This is a genomic window from Shewanella sp. T24-MNA-CIBAN-0130 (assembly GCF_040310185.1).
Classification (GTDB): Bacteria; Pseudomonadota; Gammaproteobacteria; order Enterobacterales; family Shewanellaceae; genus Shewanella; species Shewanella psychromarinicola.
The window spans coordinates 1-21,011 of sequence record NZ_JBEOPP010000042.1; the positions used below are offsets into that span (position 1 = coordinate 1).

The following is a 21,011-nucleotide window of genomic DNA, read 5'->3' on the forward strand; positions in this document are numbered from 1 at the left end:
AATGATTTTTTTGATGAGGAAAGATCTGCTTATCGTTAAATTCGGCAAATAGTGGCGCTTTTAGACTGGCGTTAACACTAGAGCCAAAGCGTCCGCGACCATGACCAAATAGCATCGCAATTACAACAAATAAAGATATTGTCGTGCTAGCTAGCACAAACCAATTTACAGTAAAACTTTCGCCAAAAGACCGTATTAAATTTTGTTCAATTAAATATTTGAGCCCTATAAGAAACCAAATCAATACAAATACCAGACTTACGATTTCGTTAATTTTAGATACTGAAAAAGTTTGCTGAGGATAAACCGTCTTATAGAGTGGGCCAGTAAATGCATCTTCTAGAAGGTCCACATGTACCTCCCAATGCCGTTGCCAAGACTTGCTGCCAATATTGGTAAGATGCCATGCTAAAGACAGAACGAAGCCAATACAGATTAGGAAATAGACTTCTACATGGTTGAACGAATCTGGCTTTATATAGTTATCAGATGAAATTAATGCAAAATAGCCTACGAATGTACTGGCGATAAATGCCCAAAAATAAGTGGCTCGTTTCCAATACATTTCAATCTCAAAATTTCTCGTTGCCCAAGCTTTCTCAAACGCTCTTTCTGCTTTTTTAGGACAAATATCAACTAATAAACTATTGTATTCCTCCTTAGACAGCTCAGAAAGCGCTGATGGTTTATTCGAATATATATAGTTGAAAACCCCCAAGGCTTCCTCCCCAAAAATTAACAAATTTCAGACAGAAATATTCTATCCTCATCTATTATCCATCTTGATAGCATCAGATTGGTTATTCAAGCTATATTAATAAGTTATGTCATTTTTTATATGAATTTGTCGTCTGGAAGTGCTTTGGTTTAGTATTTAGATTGTAATATTTTGGGGGGTAGTCAGAAAAATAGATACACAGCATAAGTAATGAACTTCTGATCTAATCTGCATGGAGGCAGAGCGCGCAGTGCGTCCTCTTTAGAGTTCTGTCACTATCGGCTGCTTTGTCGTGTTGAGATATGGGAGTTGATTCACTTTCCACAAGCTAGTGTGAGTAGGTAAATTTGCTACATATTTGCTACACAGAACTCCAGATACGAAAAAGCCGTAGTAGGTACTAACCTACTACGGCCTATCTGTATTGGTGGCCCCTCCCAGACTCGAACTGGGGACCTGACGATTATGAGTCGTATGCTCTAACCAACTGAGCTAAGGGGCCGACTTAAGATAGTCGTCACTATCGAAAGCGTGTGCAGTATACGAAGTTTATTTGTGGTTGTCACCTCTGATTTTGCAAGAATTCTGTTGAAATGATTCAACTGGTTATCTGTTAATCAGTGCAACTAAATATCAAATAAAATTCTGGCAGATATTGGTCGCAGTTTAAGATGAAATAAATACTTTGATCACAGTTGTGGCTAATGGTTTTTTTTGGTCGAAAAATAATGGGTCAGGGATTATGTCATTCCTTATGGATCTCGGGTGTGAGCGAGTCTATAAAGTCAGTCCCAAATGCGAACCATTCTCAATGCCAGCGTATCGGCACAATGTTGCGAAAAAAAACAATACCCCTTCAATTAAGTAGTGCTGTAACGCATATTTTTGCATGTTCTGTGATGACGATGTGTGTACTTGGGCTTGCTTTGTTAAGTTTTGTGATCATGCGGGGCGACGGTGTTTTAAGATGCGGGTGGCGCTCACGTTAATCGTGCAAATTTCGAGCTGATTTAAAGGTTGAGACTAAGGTCTTAAGTATTTGCAGTATCTTGGGTTTATCTCTGTTAAAAAGGTAGTCAAGGTGTAATTGCGTCAGTCTGTAAACCCATGTACTGCCCCATAATAATGTCTTCTTAATAGCGAGAATGGTTATGGATGCAAGTGACAATTATTTTTATTGTTTTTAGACGAAAAATTGGCTTGAGCTTGAAATCAAGGTAACAACAACACAAGCACGAGTGTAGATTTGCGGTCTTAAATAGTGTGGGAATAAATGCTTGCATGATATCAGTAGAAATGAACATGCGGGAACGTCTGACCAAAAGCTCATCTTGGTTATGTCGAGGTCATCAAGTTTGATGCGTAGTCGGCATAAAGTTTTTTAGATGGGGTCTACTAGGACTCTGTTCACATAGAGATGACATGAATGGGGATACACACATGTTGCAATCTAATTTGAAAGTGCTTGCAGATAAGCTAGGCCAACTCCTTGAGCCTTCAAGAGTCAATACCGATTACATACGCCGCGTGGCATGGGGAACAGACGCTTCTTTCTACCAAAAACGTCCACAAATGGTAGTCCACACTAAAGATGAAGCTGAGGCGTCAAAAGTCTTGGCGCAATGTTATCAGAGCTCTACGCCTGTGACATTTAGAGCCGCAGGTACCGCGCTTTGTGGTCAGGCGATTTCTGATTCAGTTCTGATGGTCGCAGGTCTTCATTGGAATAATTTTAAGGTGTTAGAGGGCGGCAAAAAGGTACAAATGCAGCCCGGAGTGATTGGCTCTAGACTTAATGGTGCACTGGCACCTTTGGGATGGAAGTTTGGTCCCGATCCAGCCACGATTGCCTCGGCGATGGCCGGTGGTATTGTGGCTAATAATGCTTCTGGTATGAACTGTGGTACGCACCATAACTCTTATCAATTAATTGACTCTGCTCGAATTATATTTGCTGATGGTTCGATTTTAGACACCGCAAGCAAGCAAAGTCGTCAAGTGTTTAAAAAACATCACCCTGAGATGATCAAAGGCATTGAAGCCATTCGTGACGAAATCATGGCTGATAAAGAATTAGTTAGTCGTATCAAGCGTAAGTACTCGATTAAAAACGTGACTGGCTTTGGTATGAATTCATTTGTTGATCATCAAGACCCTATCGACATTATCTTACACTTGATGGTTGGCTCGGAAGGTGCGCTCGGCTTCTTATCAGAAATTACCATGAAAAGTGTGGTGAAAAACAAATTCTCTGCGTCGTCTATGGTTTATTTCGATTCACTTCGCGGTGCTTGTGAGGCGATTGTTGAGCTGCGACGAGATGCCTTCAAAGAGACCAACGCGGCGGAGTTGTTAGATAACTTCGCTCTGAAAGCTGTTGCCCAGTCTAAGTATGAAACACCAGACTTCTTAAACAATGTGCACAAAGATGTGACGGCCGTATTATTCGAGACCTTTGGCGATAACCAAAAGCAGATCGATGCCAACGTTGCTAAAATGTCAGCGATTATGGCAAAACATGGTTTGTATCATGACGTCGAGTTCACCCAAGATCCTGCTGTAATTACCAATATGTGGGCTATTCGTAAGGCGATTTTCCCGCTAGCAGGTTCAATGCGTCCGGTCGGCACGTCTTGTATTATCGAAGATATAGCCTTCCCAATTGAAGTGTTGCCGCAGGCAACCATAGATTTACAAAACTTATCTTTTGCCCATGGTTATGATGATGCGGTGATTTATGGTCACGCACTTGAAGGTAACTATCACGTTATCTTCGCACAAGACTTCTCCTCTAAAGCTGAAGTGGATCGTTTCGAAGGCTTTATGCAAGGGATGTGTGATCTTGTTGTGGGATATGACGGCTCGCTTAAGGCAGAGCATGGCACCGGATTTGGTATGGCTGCCTTCGTTGAAAAAGAATGGGGCACAGCAGTCTATGACTTGATGAAGCGAGTCAAGAATACGCTTGATCCAAACGGTATTTTAAACCCTGGCGTCATCATTAATGACGACCCACTTTGCCATGCTAAAGGCTTTAAGCCTATGCCAGCAGTGCATAGTATTGTGGATAAATGTATTGAGTGTGGATTTTGTGAACCGCATTGTGTGGCTCATGGTTTAACTCTATCTCCACGCCAACGTACCGCCGTTGCGCGCGTGATGAAAACATTAGAAGCCACGGGCAATGAGCCTGATGTCTTGGCTGATCTGAAAAAGAACTATCCTTACTTTGCTATTGACACCTGTGCTGCAGATGGCCTGTGTAAACTCGGTTGTCCAATGGCGATTGATACCGGTAAATATATGAAGGTATTGCGAGCCGAAGGGGCCAGCAATATGGATAAGAAAATTTCTGATTTCACTGCCGATCGTTTTGGCACTATGGAATCGGTCGCTCGATTTGCGTTAGGTGCCACCGATATTACCCGTAAAGTGATTGGCGAGTCTGGTATGGGCGCTATAACCAAAATCGTGCGTAAAGTTATGCCAGGTATGCCGGTGCCGTTATGGACTGAAGGGATGCCGACACGAGGCAAAGCCTTGCCAACTCGCAAAACCAATGGTGACATGAAAGCCGTGTACTTCCCTGCATGTTTGAACCGCATGATGGGCACTAGTGCTAAACATGACGATCAGCGCTCTTTACCCGAAACCATCGTGAGCCTATTTGAAAAGGCCAATATTGAGATAATTCTAGGTGAGAAAACCAAAGGTTTATGCTGTGGGCAACCTTGGGAGTCTTATGGTCATGATGATGCGGCCGACCGTAAGTCTGATGAACTCTCGGTGTGGTTGTTAAAAGCCTCTAATAATGGTGAGTATCCTATCCTAGTGGCAACCACTGCTTGTCTTGAGCGGATGCGCCGTGCTTGTGATAGCCGTTTGCAGATGTATGGCCCTGAAGAGTTTGCTTTTGAATTCATGGTTGACCGTATGCAAATAAACAAAGTTGTTGAAAAAGTAGCTGTTCACCCAACCTGTACCACGCGTAAGCTCGGTATGGCAGGCAAATTAACTGAACTTGCCAAGCTTTGCGCCACTGAAGTAGTGGTGCCAGAGAATGTAGGTTGTTGTGGTATGGCGGGCAACCGCGGTATGAATTACCCTGAGCTTAATGAACATGGACTTCGTCATTTAAAAGAAGAGACCAAAGATAAAGGTTGTACCCATGGTTACTCAGTATCTGCAACCTGTGATGTTGGTTTAACGACGCACTCGGGTATTCCATATAAAAACATCTTAACGCTTCTTGATAAAGCCGCGAGCAGAAAACAGCAATAAACCGCTGATTTCATCCTTGATTAGCCCACGCAATAGCGTGGGCTTTTTTTATCTTAAGTTTGCAGGAACAATTGAATTATCATCGCTCACGTCACTTGACGATCTCATCGATGGCATGTGTTGACCAACATGAACTAATGCGGATAGTTTTTTTAAAATATCATCGTTCAAGTCACTTGACTATCTGATTGATGGCATGCTTTGACCAACATGAACTAATGCGGATAGTTTTTTTAAAATGTCGTCAAGAGAGTGTTGTGAAGGCTATATCTTTGCATGGGCATAGGCATGAGCATTTAGGCTTAATCTGATAAGTCATTGTGCCGCGTAAATTATACCAGTTCCATTAATAATGTGCTCAATCAGAGTCACTCAGGTTTTTCAGTTTGAGGCGCATTGTTGAAATAATGGTTGTTCCCTTATAAAACAATGCAACAAAAAAATGGAAAGCCTGAGTGGCTCCCAAGGGCGGTTTTCTGCACCTTCTATACTGCTTAATATGATTTTGACGTACGACTGCATGGATGCAGGAGATAGAGCAACGCAGGAGCTGTTGCCGAGAACAACTATGCCTACAATCCTATTACTTGCCTAGAAGGCGCAGAATTCCCGCTGAATGACCAGATAATTATTAGAATTGGTATTAGATAAAAAATTACAACTAGCAGCTTAGTATGCAAATAAAAAAACCCAGCATATGCTGGGTTTTCATGATCATAGAAGACTAAACCGTCAGTTTACTCGTCTAGGAAAGACTTTAATATTTCAGAGCGAGAAGGGTGACGTAACTTACGTAACGCTTTGGCTTCAATTTGACGAATACGTTCACGTGTTACATCAAATTGCTTACCCACTTCTTCTAAGGTGTGGTCTGTATTCATATCGATACCAAAACGCATACGCAGTACTTTTGCTTCACGAGCGGTTAGGCCTGCTAAGACTTCGTGTGTGGCGTTCTTAAGACTTTCGCTAGTTGCTGAGTCTAGTGGTAACTCCAGCGTCGTGTCCTCGATAAAATCACCCAGATGCGAATCTTCATCGTCACCGATTGGGGTTTCCATTGAGATTGGCTCTTTAGCAATTTTCAGTACCTTACGAATTTTATCTTCAGGCATCATCATACGTTCTGCTAATTCTTCAGGAGACGGCTCTCGGCCCATTTCTTGAAGCATTTGACGAGAAATACGGTTTAACTTGTTGATCGTTTCGATCATGTGTACTGGAATACGAATAGTACGTGCTTGGTCAGCAATTGAACGGGTGATTGCCTGACGGATCCACCACGTTGCATACGTCGAAAACTTATAACCACGACGGTATTCGAACTTATCTACGGCCTTCATCAAACCAATGTTACCTTCTTGAATTAAATCCAAGAACTGTAAACCACGGTTGGTGTACTTTTTGGCAATAGAAATAACCAAACGTAAGTTAGCTTCAACCATTTCTTTTTTCGCACGACGAGCTTTCGCTTCACCGATAGACATGCGACGGTTAATGTCTTTAATGCCTGCGATGGTTAAGTCGGTTTCGACTTCAATAGCCCCCAACTTTGTCACACAACGCGTTACGTCATCGGTGATCATCCGCAAACCTTCAGCATAAGGCTTGGTGCTTGCTTTTTCTTTGTTAAACCAATCTAAGTTTGTTTCATTGCCGGTGAATGCTTTAATAAAGTTTTTCTTTGGCATCTTAGCTTGTTCAACACTAAGCTTAATGACTAACCGTTCTTGAATTCGTACGCGATCCATCATGCTGCGCATGCTTTTGACTAAACGGTCAAATTGTTTAGGGATTAAGCGGAATTCTTTGAATAATTCACCGATAACAAATAATGAGCCTATCGCTTCAGGATGATCACGGCCTTTTTCAGCAATAATACCTAAGCTTTTTTCGTAGGCTTCTCTGAGTTGAGTGAATTTTTCTTTGGCTTGTTCAGGATCAGGCCCTTTGTTGCCTTCTTCCTCTTCATCATCGTCGTCATCATCATCTTTTTTATTGTCAGCCAATTCAGAACCAACATTGGTGGCAGTAGGTGCGACGTCATCGTCGTCAGGATTGATAAATCCAGAGATAATATCAGACAAGCGCAATTCTTCAGCTTCATACTTATCGAATTGCTCTAAGATCATTGCGATCGCTTGAGGGTATTCACTGACAGAACTCTGTACAGTGTTAATACCTTCTTCAATACGTTTAGCAATAACAATTTCGCCTTCGCGGGTAAGTAGCTCTACCGTGCCCATTTCGCGCATGTACATGCGGACAGGGTCTGTGGTTCGGCCTAACTCACTTTCTACGGTTGCGAGAGCTGCCGCTGCTTCTTCTGCAGCATCTTCGTCTGTGTTGTCTTCCGACATCATCATGTCATCGGCATCTGGCGCTTGTTCAAAAACGCGGATACCCATGTCATTTATCATCTGGATAATATCTTCAATCTGATCGGAATCGACCATGTCTGCAGGTAAGTGGTCGTTCACTTCTGCATAGGTTAAGTAACCTTGCTCTTTACCTTTAGCGAGCAACAGTTTAAGTTGCGACTGCGGAGTGTGATCCATAGATATCATCCAATTTTGGGTAACTGTTAAAACGATAGGCCAGTTAGCTTTACTAAGTGGCGCGCAAATCGTCAATTATAGCTGTATGGGCTAACCTTAGCTAGTCCATGGCAATGTTTGTACGCACATTCTTGACGAATAAATTGCGTATTACTTTGCTATGCCTTTCATTATCGAAATCAGCTTTTTTAGCTGCATTTTTTCAACTTTCGTTAAAGCCTGTTTGAGACTCAATTCCTGATATCGTTGTTCAATATATTGGTTGTTTAACCAAATCAGGGTTTGCTTAAACTCTGGCAATACGTTTTCATCCGCCACTTGATGTTCCCATTGGGCTAGCTTAATTAGAGTGCTTTTTTTCTGATGCTCTCTATGCATTTCAAGTAGTTGTGCGCTGTTTAACGTTTGCTCTCGAGTTATATCTAACAAATGATTTAGCAATTCTATGCCGGTCATTTGTAATCGATCTAGTGCTGGCTGTTTTGCCAAACCAAAGCCTAAACTTGGGTTTTGGATCAGGAGGCCAATAGCCAATCTTAATGGCGTGCCACGACCTTGTAAGCCTTTCGCATTTAATGGTTTCTGTTTTGCAGAAAAACCTAACTTCTTTTTCAAGTCATCGGCACTGTTCATGCCTAACTTGTGTGCCAGATTTTCTAGCAATAAATTTTGTAGGACGGTATCTTGTACCTTTTCAATTAGCGAGATTGCTTGCTTGGCTAATGCCCCTTTATCTGTCCCGTGGTTAGCACTTAATGTGTCAAACAAAAACTCGGGTAGTAACATGGCTTTTTGCATTAAGGCTTCAAATGCTTCTTTACCAATTTTGCGGACCATAGTGTCTGGGTCTTCACCTTGCGGTAGAAACATAAACTTGACTTGATCACCCGGTTTTAACAGTGGCAATGCTGTTTCGAGTGCACGCCAAGCAGCTTCGCGGCCTGCACGGTCGCCGTCATAACAACAGACCACCTGTTTTGCACTACGCACTAAAAGCTGAAATTGTTCAGCAGTAGTCGAAGTCCCTAAAGATGCAACCGCATAATCAACCCCAAATTGGGCGAGTGCGACGACATCCATATATCCTTCAACAATTAACACATGCTGTGGATCACGGTGTTTTTGCTTTAACTCATATAAACCATAAAGTTCATTACCCTTATGAAATATGGGCGTTTCTGGCGAATTCAAGTACTTTGGGGTACCGTCACCCAAAACTCTACCGCCAAATCCCACAACACGACCGCGACGATCGCGTATTGGGAACATTAATCTGTCGCGAAAACGGTCATAGCGTTTACCGCTATCATTGGCAATAAGCATGCCTGCTGTCAGTAATTTATCTTGGGCGGGCAAATTTTGCCGGTAACGACCCAATAAACCATCCCAACCATCGGGGGCAAACCCGATACCAAATTGTTCAACAACGTCATTTGATAAACCTCTGAACTCTAGGTAATCAACAACTTTTTGTTTGTCTGTATGCTGCCTAAGTTGGCTTTGATAGAAGAGATTGGCTTCTTCCATCAGTTCATATAAATCGCGACTTAATCCTTGGTCGGGTCTTTTCCCTGTGCCTTGCTCCCGTGGTACGGCAAGACCAAGTTGACCTGCAAGCTCTTCAATGGCGTCAATAAATTCTAGTCGATCATATTCCATGACAAAATCAATGGCATTGCCATGAACACCGCAACCAAAACAATGATAAAACTGTTTATCTCTGCTGACGGTAAAAGAGGGTGATTTTTCGCTATGAAAAGGGCAGCAAGCCGAGTGATTCTTACCGGCTTTTTTCAACGGGACTTTACGATCAATTAGATCGACTATGTCTATTCGAGCTATTAGCTCATTGATAAAATCACGAGGTATCGCCATTGATTGCTGTTGTTCTCGAATTTACTTTATCAACTGATTAAAACAAACAAGCCGTGCAAGTGCACGGCTTATTCAACATTAAAACTTGATTACTTCAATTTAGCGCGGATCATTGTACCAATGGCACTCATATCTGCACGGCCTTGAACTTTAGATTTTAATGCTCCCATTACTTTACCCATATCCGCCATGGATGCCGCACCAACGTCAATGATCGTTGCATCGATAATCGCTGCAACTTCATCTTCGGTTAGCGGCGTAGGCAAAAAGTCTTCGATAACTCGAATTTGTTCTGCTTCTGCTGCGGCCAACTCCGGACGATTCGCGGCTTCATATTGAGCAATCGAATCTCGGCGTTGTTTTACCATTTTGGTTAATACAGCTATTGTCTGCTCATCAGTCAGAGTTTCGCGGGTATCCACTTCAATCTGCTTGATGGCAGAAAGCGCCATACGAATTGTTCCTAAGCGCACTTTTTCTTTAGCACGCATAGCATCTTTCATTTGGTCTTTTAGCTGATCGGTTAAGTTCATAATGAGATTAATATAAACGTACGCGACGTGCGTTTTCGCGAGAAAGCTTCTTTGCTAGACGCTTAACTGCAGCTGCTTTTGCACGCTTACGGGCAGTAGTAGGCTTCTCGTAGAATTCACGAGCACGCACGTCAGCTAGAATTCCAGCTTTTTCACAAGAGCGCTTGAAACGACGAAGAGCTACGTCGAATGGTTCGTTTTCACGTACTTTAATTATTGGCATACGCCATCACCCCTTAGGTGTAGTTATGCTGGATGACTAAATCGACTAAACATTTTTAGTGATTTAGCTCAAACCAAAGGCTATTCAAAATGGTGCGGAATTTTACACCGAGCGACGACCATTTGTAAACCCCTGATTGATTTTCTCTTTAGCTAAGGTGTAACAGTTTCATTTTTAAGATTTTATAAAACGTTATTGGCTTAAATAGTCGCCACTGGAGATAACAAATGCATATCATACAGCCGTTTGCGCCAATAGAGGTCTTGAATCTACTGGCTGTAGACTTGCTATTGACGCATAAATTCGTCTTGTTATCAGCCTAAAATTCAAGTTTGAGATCAAAATAGTCAATGTTAGCTCATTCAAAACAGTTTGTTGATCTCAAATCCCGAGCGGATCTCAAATACTGAGTTGAGATCAAATCCCGAGTTGAGATCAAATACTGAAACATTGGAGTATTTACGCTGAGACGGGTAGAATTAGCGTCCATATTTTTAATGAAGACGAGAGATTATGCGGGTTATCGGTATTGAGACATCTTGTGACGAGACTGGGGTTGCAGTCTATGACGATAAATTGGGCCTGTTGTCAGATGTGCTATATAGCCAAGTTAAATTGCACGCCGATTACGGTGGTGTTGTGCCTGAGCTTGCCTCTCGTGATCATGTTCGTAAAATTGTGCCATTAATTAAACAGGCTTTATCCGAAGCAAATTCGAGTGTAGATGATATCGATGGTGTGGCGTACACCAAGGGGCCTGGGTTAATGGGTGCATTGCTTGTTGGGGCTTGTGTGGGGCGTTCGTTGGCCTATGCGTGGAACAAGCCGGCAATCGGTGTACATCATATGGAAGGGCATTTATTAGCGCCCATGCTGGAAGATAACGCTCCAGAATTTCCTTTTTTAGCCTTATTAGTGTCTGGCGGCCATTCAATGCTAGTACAAGTTGAAGGCATTGGCCGGTATCAAGTGTTAGGTGAATCTCTTGATGATGCTGCAGGCGAAGCTTTCGATAAGACCGCCAAACTAATGGGTTTAGATTATCCGGGTGGTCCACGGTTAGCTAAATTAGCCCAAAAAGGCGTGCCTGCAGGGTATAAATTTCCGCGTCCGATGACGGATAGACCAGGATTAGATTTTAGTTTTTCTGGATTAAAAACATTTACGGCAAATACAATTGCTAAAGAGCCTGATGATGAACAGACACGTGCTAATATTGCTCGTGCATTTGAAGAAGCCGTTGTTGATACCCTAGCCATAAAATGTAAACGTGCCTTGAAACAGACGGGTTATACCCGTTTGGTGATTGCTGGTGGTGTGAGTGCTAATACGCGCTTACGAGAGTCATTGGCTGAGATGATGACTAGTTTAGGCGGTCAAGTGTATTATCCTCGTGGGAAGTTTTGTACCGACAATGGTGCGATGATTGCTTATGCTGGATTACAACGGTTACGTGCTGGACATATAGAAGAACTTGCCGTTAAAGGTCAACCTCGTTGGCCTTTGGATACGTTACCTGCGGTTGATTAACCGATAAGTTTATGCGACTGATTTAAATGATTGTTCTGATCTTCAAATCCATAGAAAACCTAATACTAGTTGGTATTGGGTTTTTTTATCGCTTTTTTTCGTGAGACTTTGCTTTCTTCACCATGACGTAAACGGCCAATATTGTCTTTGTGGCGGATTAAAATCAGGGTTGACAACATGGCGACCGGAAGAATAAAGCGTTCGTCTAACCACCAAGTATACAAGGGCGCTAAGGTGGCGGTTGCCATTGCTGCAACAGATGAATAACGTGTTAAAAGCAAAAATACAATCCAAGTCAGGATTAGGCATATTGCTAAATCACCACCAATGGGCGCCATCGCACCAAAGGCTGTCGCAACACCTTTACCCCCTTTGAAACCAAAAAATATCGGCAATATATGCCCTAAGCAGGCGCTGACAGCAATAAAACCTAATGATACGGCATCAAGTCCCATTTTGTAGCCCAGAAAAGAAGGCAGAGCGCCTTTGAGCATATCGAAAAAAAGTACCATAGCAGCAGAACTTACTCCACCAATGCGTAGCACATTAGTGGCACCGGGATTGCCAGAACCGCTGGTTCTTGGATCGGGTAAACCTCTTATTTTACAAACCAGTACGGCACTTGAGATCGAACCCGCTAGGTAGGCGGCAATGATCATCAAAATGGTGACGGTAACGGCGTTCAAATTGGTTTCCTTACTCTTCTTAGGGTATCATCGCGCATTCATTTGCAAGACAAGTGATTTTCAGTAACCACTAAAGCCGCCTTTGCGTTAACATTAAAGATTTGATTGATGTTAATTGCATAATAGCGCCTATCCTACTGCGTTAACTCATTAGGAAAAAGCTTAAATGTGGATTATTAAGCATATAATCGGTAATAAAGTTTGTTTAGAGTGATCTTGTGGTTTTTTTGCGTCGATTAAGGTAGGAATTTATATGGATAAAGTACTCATCCGTCAGTTAGCGATAGAGACCATTATTGGTATCTATGAGTGGGAAAAAGAACTTCATCAAACATTACTCATCGATTTAGATATGGCGTGGGATAATCGTCTTGCGGCTGCCAGTGATAATTACCAACATGCATTGTGTTATGAAACGGTATCAAATCGTTTAACGACGTTAATTACTGAAAATCCGATTGATCTGATTGAAACGGTTGCCGAAATGATCGCCCATTGCTTGCAAGATGAATTTAATGTGCCGTGGGTTAAAGTCGTGGTGATGAAACCTGGGGCAATACCCCATGCCGTTTCTGTCGGTGTTGAGATTGAACGCGGCAGTATTTAACCTGAACTCGGGATAACAAACGACTCTCAAACAGCCCTTTGCCTTCCTAACGGTGTTGAATCAACTTGCAATAGACTCACTATTGACGCGTTAATTCGCCTTGTTAGTAAAACAAATGGCAAGTTTGATAGATATAATGACTAAGATTTATCTTTATCATTATATTTTCATCTCTTATCCCGAGATCAGGTTATTTAAGTCTTATTTTCTTTTTATTGTTTAGCATTAGGTCAGTCAATGGCACGTATTTACATTAGCTTAGGCACGAATATTTCGCCTGCGCAACATCTTAGAGCCGGTTTGGTTGATTTACAGAAACATTTTGGCCCGTTACAGTTATCGCGCGTTTTTGAGAGTGAATCGGTAGGATTTAAAGGCACTAATTTTTTAAATATGGTGGCGGCCGCCGATACCGAGTTATCGATTACAGAGGTTGTGGCAACATTTAAACAAATTGAACAAGATAACGGCCGTATTAGAGGCGAGAAAAAATTTAGCCCAAGAAGTCTTGATATTGACTTGTTGCTGTATGACGATGTTATTTGTGAAATCCCCGTTGAATTACCCCGAGGCGAAATTTTGTTTAATGCGTTTGTATTATGGCCTTTGGCAGAGTTAGTTCCTAACTTATGTCATCCGGTGACGTTACAAACCTATCAAATACTTTGGCAGCATTACGATAAACAGTGTCAGCAATTATGGCCTATCGCATTTGAGTTCCCAGCAGAATTATTAGCGACTAATCCGTTAATAATTACTCGATAAGTTAATCTCTAACAAGGACAAATATGGAAACGTTTCAAGTTATTCTGCTGGCATTAATTCAAGGGCTTACAGAGTTTTTGCCGATTTCTAGCTCGGCACATTTAATTTTACCATCACAAATTTTAGGTTGGGCAGATCAAGGTTTATCATTTGATGTAGCGGTCAATACAGGCTCTTTATTTGCGGTGATTATTTATTTCCGTTACGAGATTATCGCACTGGCTAAGGCATGGTTTACCAGCTTAGCCAGCAAGCAACAAACTCAAGAAAGTAAACTGGCGTGGTGGATAATTTTGGCTACTATCCCCGCTGTGATTGTGGGATTTACCGCAAAAGAATTTATTGAAACGCATTTTAGAAATACCTTGGTTATCGCGATAACCACCATTTTCTTTGGCTTACTGTTGTGGCTAGCCGATAGAATGTCAAAAGCCCAGTTAAGTGAATTTCAAATGGGTTGGAAAAAGGCGCTATTAATTGGTATTGCTCAAGCAATGGCATTAATTCCAGGTACTTCACGTTCTGGTGCCACGATGACGGCAGCACTGATGTTAGGCTTGACGCGTGAAGCGGCTGCTCGATTTTCATTTCTCATGTCTGTACCCGTGAGCTTTGGGGCAGCGTTATTGGTGACTAAAGACTTAGTCAGTAGTCCAGACCCGATTGATTATCAAGCACTTGGTTTAGGGATTGTCGTATCATTTTTTGCTGCGTACTTATGTATCCATTTCTTTTTAAAGTTTATTAGCAAAATAGGTATGACACCGTTTGTGTTATATCGTCTTGCTCTTGGTGCAGTGTTGCTTGGATTGCTCTATATTTAAGATAAACACTTAAGCGACGTTTTTTTGCATCGCGGGTAGTCTTACCATACTAGGTATTTCTACCCGTTTTGTTTTACTCTCTTTCAATTAACTATCAGTGTAATTATGACTTTATCTTTATTATGTCCAGAGTGTTCGGCTTCACTAAAGCAACATCAAGCTTCATCGGGATTTTATTGTGAGAACAAACATCATTTTGATAAAAACCCTAAGGGCTACTGGCCACTGCTGAGCAACACTAAGGCCAAAACTAAGCCAAAAGTGGAGTCTCGCCAGCAAATGCGTGGGCGACATTTTTTATTGGAGTCAGGTTTGTTTGCACCGCTAATTAAACAACTTCAAACTGTGTTATTAGACTTGTGTGCAGCACGTGGCGAAACTCAGCTACAGCATATCGATTACCAATGTGCTGATGGTTATTATTTGCGCCAGCTTGTGCCTGAGTTAGCTCAAGCAAATGTATTATGTGAGCACTGGGGTATTACCGATGCTGAAAATGCTATCTTTGCAGCCGCTAAAGCTGAAACCCCGGCTAACTTATTATTGTTGGCACTAAAGAAATTACCTTTTGAATCACAATCTATCGATATTGTGACGGTACTTGATTCACCCTTGAAGGGTAAAGAGTGCATTCGTATTTTAAAAGATGATGGTCGTATTGTGTTATTGCAGCCAGGCATTCGCCATTTATGGCAAATCAAGCAGCAAGTGTATCCTGATTTAGTGGAAAAAACACTGCAGCTTAATTTACCCAATGATGTTGAAATTGATGCGCAACAACAAGTGACATTTACGCAGTCGGTGACCGGTGAGCAAGCAATAACATTACTCGACATGTCAGTATTTGGTTGGCGCGCGAATGATCAGCTAAAGCATCAAATTAAATCGACTGCCATTTCGGATTTAGAGTTTGATTGGCAGATTATAACGCTCAAAAAACGCTTATAAAAATGGCAAAATAGAGAACAAGCGTGAAAGCTGATGGAAAGCGATGACAAGCGATGAGAGCGATGAGAGCGTTTACAAGCCTAGGGACTAGGGCGCTTCGCTGCTAGATGCTATAAGAGCTAAGAAGGGTTGCGGGTATTGTGCGATGACAAGCGATAACGAGCGGTGAGAGCGTTTACAAGCCTAGGGGCTAGAGCGCTTCGCTGCTAGATGCTATAAGAGCTAATGCTAGGATTGAACGCTGTGTTAATGGTCAATCCAGATGATATCGGTGAGATTGTTTAAAAAGATTAAATGGTTGAACAATGTATAGATTAAATAGTGAAAAAGCTGGTGTGGAGAAGCTGTAGGTATTTAGATTTTTCGCTTGATACCGCTTGATACCGCTTGATACCGCTTGATACCGCTTGATACCGCTTGATACCGCTTGATACCGCTTGATACCGCTTACTAATTATTACTAGTGCTTGATACCACTTACTATTGCTTTTCTAAGTGGAGCACAAATAATTAAGGCTTGATGTTGAATGACTACTGCAAGTAGTGGTATCAACAATCAAGCCCTAATAATCAACCTATTAAATAAGCTAATTTATAATAGCAATTCTTACTTTTTGTAAGAAGAAGCCATGTTGTCTAAACGGTCATTAGCACGTTTAGCTTCGGCTTGTGCGTCCATAGAAGCAGCTTTAGCGCCTTTAACATCGGCAGATAGCATGCTTTGCTCAGACTTTAAAGAACCAACTTCTGCTGATAGTTGATCAACTTTGTTACCTAAATTTGCTACACTTTCTTCTAAAGCAGTAGTGTTAGCACAACCACCTAATAAAGCAGTCATCGCAACACCAGCAATCATCAGTACTTTCTTATTCATGGGTAAATCCCTTAATATAGGTTGTTAAATAGCGCAACGGCATCTGCCTTTGCAACGGCGTAATTATGTCACAGATTTTTTTATTTGCCATAGGCAAATAAAACATTGTTCATCTAAAATAGCGAAATAAATGAAAATTGCAAGTCTACTGGGGAAAAAGCATCATTATTTACTGATTTTATATAAATTTTAGTGATTTATTGCTTATTCCTCGCTAAAAAATGCATTTTTCCGCTTTTATTCATAAAACGCTAAACAGGCAATCACTAATGAAACGTTAATTATTTAAGTTGTTGTATTTTATAGGTATTAATCGTTTCTATTCGTTTTAACTGCAGTTGGTTTTTAATTTGTGAACCTTGGTAGCCCGCGGTAATAATCGACTGCACATCAACGTTGTTTGCTAACTGATAGCAGTGTTGTAAATATTCAGCTTGTGGATATTGTACTTGTTCGGATCCGCTGCGTCCTCTCATGTCGCCATGACAACATAATAATAGCTCTGTTAAGCGTTGAGGTTTACGCCAAAAATCACCTTTATCGAATAGTTTTATGATGGTTTCAGCTCTTAGTTCAAATGCATTATGAACATTTTGGTGCTGATCACTGACTAATAGTGCTAGATCGCGATATTCATTGGGTACCCGTATTCGTTCACAAAGCTTTTTAATGACGCTTAAGCCTTTTTGGCCGTGACCATAATGTTTCGGCCAATCTTGTTTTGGCGTTAATGCTTTGCCTAAATCATGTACCAATGCGGCGAAACGTACGGCTTTATTGTCACTTAACAGGCTAGTTTGCTCGAGAACCATAAGGGTATGGATACCCGTATCTATTTCAGGGTGCCACTTTTCTGGTTGCGGTACCCCAAACAACGCATCGACTTCTGGAAATAATACCGCCAATGCTTGGCATTGCTTTAACACGTCGAAAAAGACCTGCGGACTTTGACTCGCTAATGCCTTGTCACATTCCTGCCATACCCGCTCCGGCGTGAGGTGATTGAGTTCATCGCTGTGGGCAATTTTTGTCATCAGTTGTAAGGTTTCGTTTGCAATGGTAAACCCTAAGTGATGAAATCGAGCCGCGAAACGGGCCACGCGTAATACACGTAATGGGTCTTCGATAAATGCATCTGAAACATGGCGAAGTACTTTGGCGTTAATATCATCAATGCCATTGTAGGGGTCGTATACGTTACCATCACTATCTTGTGCAATGGCATTGATGGTGAGATCGCGGCGCAGTAAATCTTCGGCGAGGGTGACACCTTTATTCGCATCACAGCTAAAACCTTGATAGCCGTTACCGGTTTTTCGTTCCGTTCTTGCTAATGCATATTCTTGTTGAGTTTTAGGATGCAAAAAAACCGGAAAGTCTTTACCGACTTGCTGATAGCCTTGTGCCAACATTTCTTCAATACTGCTGCCAACAACCACATAATCCTTGTCGACAACCGTTTGTTTAAGAAAAGTATCGCGCACTGCCCCGCCTACTAAATAAATCTTCATGGCGTACCACAACGTGTAATAATAAGTAGCTTAAATCTTATCAGAGTTAGATTTTTACAGCTAACTTTTGACAAGCTGTTGTACAAGCATTAACGTTAGTCGTCAGTTTCAAATAAGGATTTTTGGTCGAATGTATAAAGCCTTTTATGGATTAAACGATAATCCATTCTCTATCGCGCCTAACCCTCATTATATGTTCTTAAGCGATCGTCATCGCGAGGCCTTAGCACACTTAACTTATGGGCTAGGAGAAACCGGTGGGTTTGTGTTGTTGACGGGGGAAGTCGGTACAGGGAAAACAACCGTTTCACGTTGTTTGTTGCAGCAATTACCTGAAAATACCGACACCGCTTTTATTCTTAATCCTTCGTTAACAGAGCTCGAGCTTTTAGCTACGCTATGTGATGAACTCGCAATTCAATATGGTGACCACCCGACCTTAAAACAACTGACTGACTTACTCAGCAAGTACTTATTGGAGAATCATAAAAACGGTCGAAATACGGTATTAATTATTGATGAAGCCCAACATTTGCGTTCTGAAGTATTAGAGCAGCTGCGCTTGCTGACTAACTTAGAAACCAATACCAAAAAGTTGCTGCAAGTTATTTTAATTGGCCAACCAGAACTGCAGCAATTATTAAAGCGTCAAGATTTGCGTCAATTAGCCCAGCGTATTACGGCGCGATACCATTTATTACCCTTGGATCATGACGAAGTGGCGCTGTATGTGTTGCATCGTTTAAAAGTGGCTGGTCGACAGGAACCTCTTTTTACCCAAAAAGCGATAAAAGTACTGCACAAGCATACCGGCGGCATACCAAGGTTGATCAATTTGTTGAGCGAACGGGCATTAATGGCTGGCTATGGTCAAGCTAAGGTGCCAATCGATCATAAAATGGTCAATCAAGCGGCGGTAGAAGTCTTGGGCCAAATCGATACACCCAACAACAAGCGTTGGCCTTTTGTGGTGGCGGTGGCACTAGTATTAGCGTTTGGATTGTCATTATATTTGTTCAATCGCTCGGCGATTGATAGTCGCTTTATGCCTAATACCGCTGATGCTGCGCAAACGCAAACGCAAACGCAAGTTCAAACAAAAACGCAATCATCAGTCACTGCGAGTCTTACTCCTGCAGCGGTAAATCAAGTCACAGTACAACAACCTTCCGCAATCAATGCGCAGCAACAACTAATGCGCCAAGCTATGGCGCAAAGTACCAGTATCGAAAATGCCTTTGCTGGTTTATTTGGCTTGTGGAATAAGCAGCCTATTATTGGCTTATCTGCTTGTCAGGCGGCGCAGCAGCAGGACTTAGCTTGTTATCAACAGCAGGGGAATTGGCACAGTATCATGCGCCTTAATTATCCTGCTGTCGTGTATTTGCAAGATGCACAAACCAATGTGTTTTATGGCGTAATGGTTGAACGTCAAGTGGATCAAATTTTATTGCAGCTTGGTGAGCAACAGTTTTGGGTGAGCAAAGATTGGTTCGATCGCCACTTTAGTGGCACGTTTGAAATTTTATGGCAACCTGATGCCGTTATTCCACGAGACATCAGCCAGTCTTCGAGCATGGCGCAAGTACAATGGTTAGAAAATAGCTTAGCACGAGTCAATAAACGTCCGGCACGATTGTTAACTCAATTTGATACTGAGCTTGAGCAGCAGTTGATGCATTTTCAACGTCAACATGGTCTTAAACCCGACGGGATTGCCGGGAATCAAACTTTGGTGCAGTTAAACTTGTATTTAAGCCAGCAAGGCCCGCGTTTGAGTGCTTCCGTGGAGCGCAGTTAATGTCGATTTTATTGGATGCGATTACCCGCAATAAACAGCAACAACAAACTAATATTGTTGATGTTGTTTCAACGCCGAGGGCCCATTATCCTTCACAGCCTAAGGTGTCGGCGACCACAAAAAAAATGACAGTGCTGGCATTAGCTATTTCGTTGGGGATTGGTGGGGCGTGGAGCGTGAGTCTGTTATTGCAACCTGGGCCATCATCTATACAACTAGCGACATTACCCGTCATTAACCCTAATGTTAACGCTAATGTTAACCCTAATGTTGACCCGCAAGGGAGCCCCACGGATTTGGTGATGCCTGGCAATGGCAACATTGTTCAACCGTCGAGAGATCAGAGCGGTGATGCTCAGGCTCGTATTGATCAGGTTAGTGCAGATCAAAACCATATTGTTCAAGGCAATGATCAGGTTCGTTTGGCCGGCAAAGTGGCTTTGCCTATCGCACAACCTTATACTCCACGCGTCAACCAAACGGCTATGGGTGTCAATACTGATCCAAACTTCTTAGCTCCAAACGCTTTAGCGCCAAACTCCTTAGCATATAACGACACGGGTTCAAGCAATCAAGCGGTTGACCGTACCAATGTGAATCAGCAGCAAGTGAGTAATCGTGACATTCAAACTGTATCAGCCCAACAAATGCCTGATAGACGATATGAGCGCTCAAATACAGATTTTGCATCAAATCAGAGCCATGCGAACCGAAAAAGCCAAGCTGAAATAGAAGCGTTACGGCTACAAATTAATGCCGCGGCAAATGAAGTCGACTTTGCCTCAGTCAGCGCACCGAAAGTTGATCAAAGTAATAACTTGCTAGCCGCGTTTAAGACGGCCCTTAAAGACGTTGAATACGAACGGTCGGTTAATCAGCCAGTGACGCAGGAAGAACTGGATCCTATTCCTCGGCCTTCAAATCAACAAATTCCCAAATATGGCGATTTGCCTGCGAGTATTCAATTACAAGTGCCTGAGTTTAATATTAATGCTCATGTGTATTCATCAGAACCCAACAATCGTTGGTTAAATGTTGACGGGGTTGAATTACAGCAGGGTGACATGATTAGCAATAAACTGACGATTATTGAGATCCGGCCTAGGGACATAGTGTTAGAAATTAGCGGTGAACAATTTAGAGTGCCGGCAATTTAGACGCTGCTTTTAAGCAGTCTCAACATATCGGTTTCAACATAGCTGTCTCAAAATATGTATATCAACACCTCTATTTTAATTCGTTAATCTCAATAGATAAATAACACCAAGGCGCTTATC

16 protein-coding genes and 1 tRNA gene are annotated in these 21,011 nt (G+C 42.1%); 8 read left to right on the forward strand and 9 right to left on the reverse strand.

Annotation, left to right across the window (positions count from 1 at the left end; translation table 11 throughout):
• Positions 1 to 718, reverse strand: a 718-nt coding sequence (locus AAEZ02_RS15510) for a RipA family octameric membrane protein (protein WP_351123891.1), incomplete at its 3' end; no start/stop codon positions are given.
• A 425-nt stretch (positions 719 to 1,143) separates the two neighbouring features.
• Positions 1,144 to 1,220: transfer RNA gene (locus AAEZ02_RS15515), tRNA-Ile, on the reverse strand.
• Positions 1,221 to 2,158: 938 nt separating this feature from the next.
• Here AAEZ02_RS15515 and AAEZ02_RS15520 point away from each other — a divergent pair.
• On the forward strand, positions 2,159 to 4,999 hold the full coding sequence (locus tag AAEZ02_RS15520; RefSeq protein ID WP_164839446.1) for an FAD-binding and (Fe-S)-binding domain-containing protein: 2,841 nt from the start codon (positions 2,159 to 2,161) through the stop codon (positions 4,997 to 4,999).
• A 737-nt stretch (positions 5,000 to 5,736) separates the two neighbouring features.
• On the opposite strand, the gene rpoD is transcribed toward AAEZ02_RS15520, so the two are convergent.
• The 4 genes from rpoD to rpsU all read right to left on the reverse strand — a co-directional run bounded on the left by rpoD (position 5,737) and on the right by rpsU (position 10,188).
• Positions 5,737 to 7,557: an RNA polymerase sigma factor RpoD gene (gene rpoD / locus AAEZ02_RS15525; RefSeq protein ID WP_101034478.1), complete on the reverse strand. Its 1,821-nt coding sequence runs from the start codon at positions 7,555 to 7,557 to the stop codon at positions 5,737 to 5,739.
• Between the two features lie 150 nt (positions 7,558 to 7,707).
• Positions 7,708 to 9,432 carry a DNA primase gene (dnaG, locus tag AAEZ02_RS15530; protein WP_101034479.1) on the reverse strand — a complete coding sequence of 575 codons (1,725 nt, stop codon included), beginning with the start codon at positions 9,430 to 9,432 and terminating at the stop codon, positions 7,708 to 7,710.
• A gap of 89 nt (positions 9,433 to 9,521) precedes the next feature.
• Positions 9,522 to 9,965, reverse strand: coding sequence for a GatB/YqeY domain-containing protein (locus tag AAEZ02_RS15535; RefSeq protein WP_101034480.1), 444 nt, complete (start codon positions 9,963 to 9,965; stop codon positions 9,522 to 9,524).
• A 7-nt stretch (positions 9,966 to 9,972) separates the two neighbouring features.
• Complete coding sequence (gene rpsU, locus AAEZ02_RS15540) at positions 9,973 to 10,188, reverse strand: 30S ribosomal protein S21 (RefSeq protein ID WP_006080725.1); 216 nt, start codon at positions 10,186 to 10,188, stop codon at positions 9,973 to 9,975.
• Between the two features lie 513 nt (positions 10,189 to 10,701).
• On the opposite strand from rpsU, the gene tsaD reads away from it, so the two are divergent.
• Complete coding sequence (gene tsaD / locus AAEZ02_RS15545; protein ID WP_124012268.1) at positions 10,702 to 11,718, forward strand: tRNA (adenosine(37)-N6)-threonylcarbamoyltransferase complex transferase subunit TsaD; 1,017 nt, start codon at positions 10,702 to 10,704, stop codon at positions 11,716 to 11,718.
• 65 nt (positions 11,719 to 11,783) lie between these two features.
• Here tsaD and plsY read toward each other — a convergent pair whose 3' ends face one another.
• On the reverse strand, positions 11,784 to 12,377 hold the full coding sequence (plsY, locus tag AAEZ02_RS15550) for a glycerol-3-phosphate 1-O-acyltransferase PlsY (RefSeq protein ID WP_372491467.1): 594 nt from the start codon (positions 12,375 to 12,377) through the stop codon (positions 11,784 to 11,786).
• 280 nt (positions 12,378 to 12,657) lie between these two features.
• Between plsY and folB the strand changes: the two genes are divergently transcribed.
• The 4 genes from folB (at position 12,658) to AAEZ02_RS15570 (ending at position 15,548) form a co-directional block, all read left to right on the forward strand.
• Positions 12,658 to 13,011 carry a dihydroneopterin aldolase gene (folB, locus tag AAEZ02_RS15555; RefSeq protein WP_351123894.1) on the forward strand — a complete coding sequence of 118 codons (354 nt, stop codon included), beginning with the start codon at positions 12,658 to 12,660 and terminating at the stop codon, positions 13,009 to 13,011.
• Between the two features lie 237 nt (positions 13,012 to 13,248).
• Entirely contained in the window at positions 13,249 to 13,776 is a 528-nt protein-coding gene (folK, locus tag AAEZ02_RS15560) for a 2-amino-4-hydroxy-6-hydroxymethyldihydropteridine diphosphokinase (RefSeq protein ID WP_101034484.1), read from the forward strand.
• Between the two features lie 23 nt (positions 13,777 to 13,799).
• A complete protein-coding gene (locus AAEZ02_RS15565) occupies positions 13,800 to 14,600 on the forward strand; it encodes an undecaprenyl-diphosphate phosphatase (protein WP_101034485.1) in 801 nt (266 codons plus the stop codon).
• 105 nt (positions 14,601 to 14,705) lie between these two features.
• Positions 14,706 to 15,548 (forward strand): class I SAM-dependent methyltransferase, encoded by an 843-nt coding sequence (locus tag AAEZ02_RS15570; protein WP_124012266.1) that lies wholly within the window; start codon positions 14,706 to 14,708, stop codon positions 15,546 to 15,548.
• A gap of 607 nt (positions 15,549 to 16,155) precedes the next feature.
• Here the strand turns inward: AAEZ02_RS15570 and AAEZ02_RS15575 are convergent.
• Positions 16,156 to 16,422 carry an Lpp/OprI family alanine-zipper lipoprotein gene (locus tag AAEZ02_RS15575; protein WP_101034488.1) on the reverse strand — a complete coding sequence of 89 codons (267 nt, stop codon included), beginning with the start codon at positions 16,420 to 16,422 and terminating at the stop codon, positions 16,156 to 16,158.
• Positions 16,423 to 16,703: 281 nt separating this feature from the next.
• Positions 16,704 to 17,933: a multifunctional CCA addition/repair protein gene (locus AAEZ02_RS15580; protein WP_351089511.1), complete on the reverse strand. Its 1,230-nt coding sequence runs from the start codon at positions 17,931 to 17,933 to the stop codon at positions 16,704 to 16,706.
• A 130-nt stretch (positions 17,934 to 18,063) separates the two neighbouring features.
• On the opposite strand from AAEZ02_RS15580, the gene AAEZ02_RS15585 reads away from it, so the two are divergent.
• Both AAEZ02_RS15585 and AAEZ02_RS15590 read left to right on the forward strand, forming a co-directional pair.
• On the forward strand, positions 18,064 to 19,734 hold the full coding sequence (locus AAEZ02_RS15585) for an ExeA family protein (RefSeq protein WP_351123898.1): 1,671 nt from the start codon (positions 18,064 to 18,066) through the stop codon (positions 19,732 to 19,734).
• Complete coding sequence (locus AAEZ02_RS15590; RefSeq protein WP_351123901.1) at positions 19,734 to 20,891, forward strand: general secretion pathway protein GspB; 1,158 nt, start codon at positions 19,734 to 19,736, stop codon at positions 20,889 to 20,891. The genes AAEZ02_RS15585 and AAEZ02_RS15590 overlap by 1 nt, the downstream gene beginning before the upstream one ends.
• Positions 20,892 to 21,011 lie beyond the last annotated feature (120 nt).

Coding starts and splice junctions, on each gene's coding strand:
- AAEZ02_RS15520 (WP_164839446.1), top strand. CDS start 2,159: ATGTTGCAATCTAATTTGAAAGTGCTTGCAGATAAGCTAGGCCAACTC.
- rpoD (WP_101034478.1), bottom strand. CDS start 7,557: ATGGATCACACTCCGCAGTCGCAACTTAAACTGTTGCTCGCTAAAGGT.
- dnaG (WP_101034479.1), bottom strand. CDS start 9,432: ATGGCGATACCTCGTGATTTTATCAATGAGCTAATAGCTCGAATAGAC.
- AAEZ02_RS15535 (WP_101034480.1), bottom strand. CDS start 9,965: ATGAACTTAACCGATCAGCTAAAAGACCAAATGAAAGATGCTATGCGT.
- rpsU (WP_006080725.1), bottom strand. CDS start 10,188: ATGCCAATAATTAAAGTACGTGAAAACGAACCATTCGACGTAGCTCTT.
- tsaD (WP_124012268.1), top strand. CDS start 10,702: ATGCGGGTTATCGGTATTGAGACATCTTGTGACGAGACTGGGGTTGCA.
- plsY (WP_372491467.1), bottom strand. CDS start 12,377: ATGATCATTGCCGCCTACCTAGCGGGTTCGATCTCAAGTGCCGTACTG.
- folB (WP_351123894.1), top strand. CDS start 12,658: ATGGATAAAGTACTCATCCGTCAGTTAGCGATAGAGACCATTATTGGT.
- folK (WP_101034484.1), top strand. CDS start 13,249: ATGGCACGTATTTACATTAGCTTAGGCACGAATATTTCGCCTGCGCAA.
- AAEZ02_RS15565 (WP_101034485.1), top strand. CDS start 13,800: ATGGAAACGTTTCAAGTTATTCTGCTGGCATTAATTCAAGGGCTTACA.
- AAEZ02_RS15570 (WP_124012266.1), top strand. CDS start 14,706: ATGACTTTATCTTTATTATGTCCAGAGTGTTCGGCTTCACTAAAGCAA.
- AAEZ02_RS15575 (WP_101034488.1), bottom strand. CDS start 16,422: ATGAATAAGAAAGTACTGATGATTGCTGGTGTTGCGATGACTGCTTTA.
- AAEZ02_RS15580 (WP_351089511.1), bottom strand. CDS start 17,933: ATGAAGATTTATTTAGTAGGCGGGGCAGTGCGCGATACTTTTCTTAAA.
- AAEZ02_RS15585 (WP_351123898.1), top strand. CDS start 18,064: ATGTATAAAGCCTTTTATGGATTAAACGATAATCCATTCTCTATCGCG.
- AAEZ02_RS15590 (WP_351123901.1), top strand. CDS start 19,734: ATGTCGATTTTATTGGATGCGATTACCCGCAATAAACAGCAACAACAA.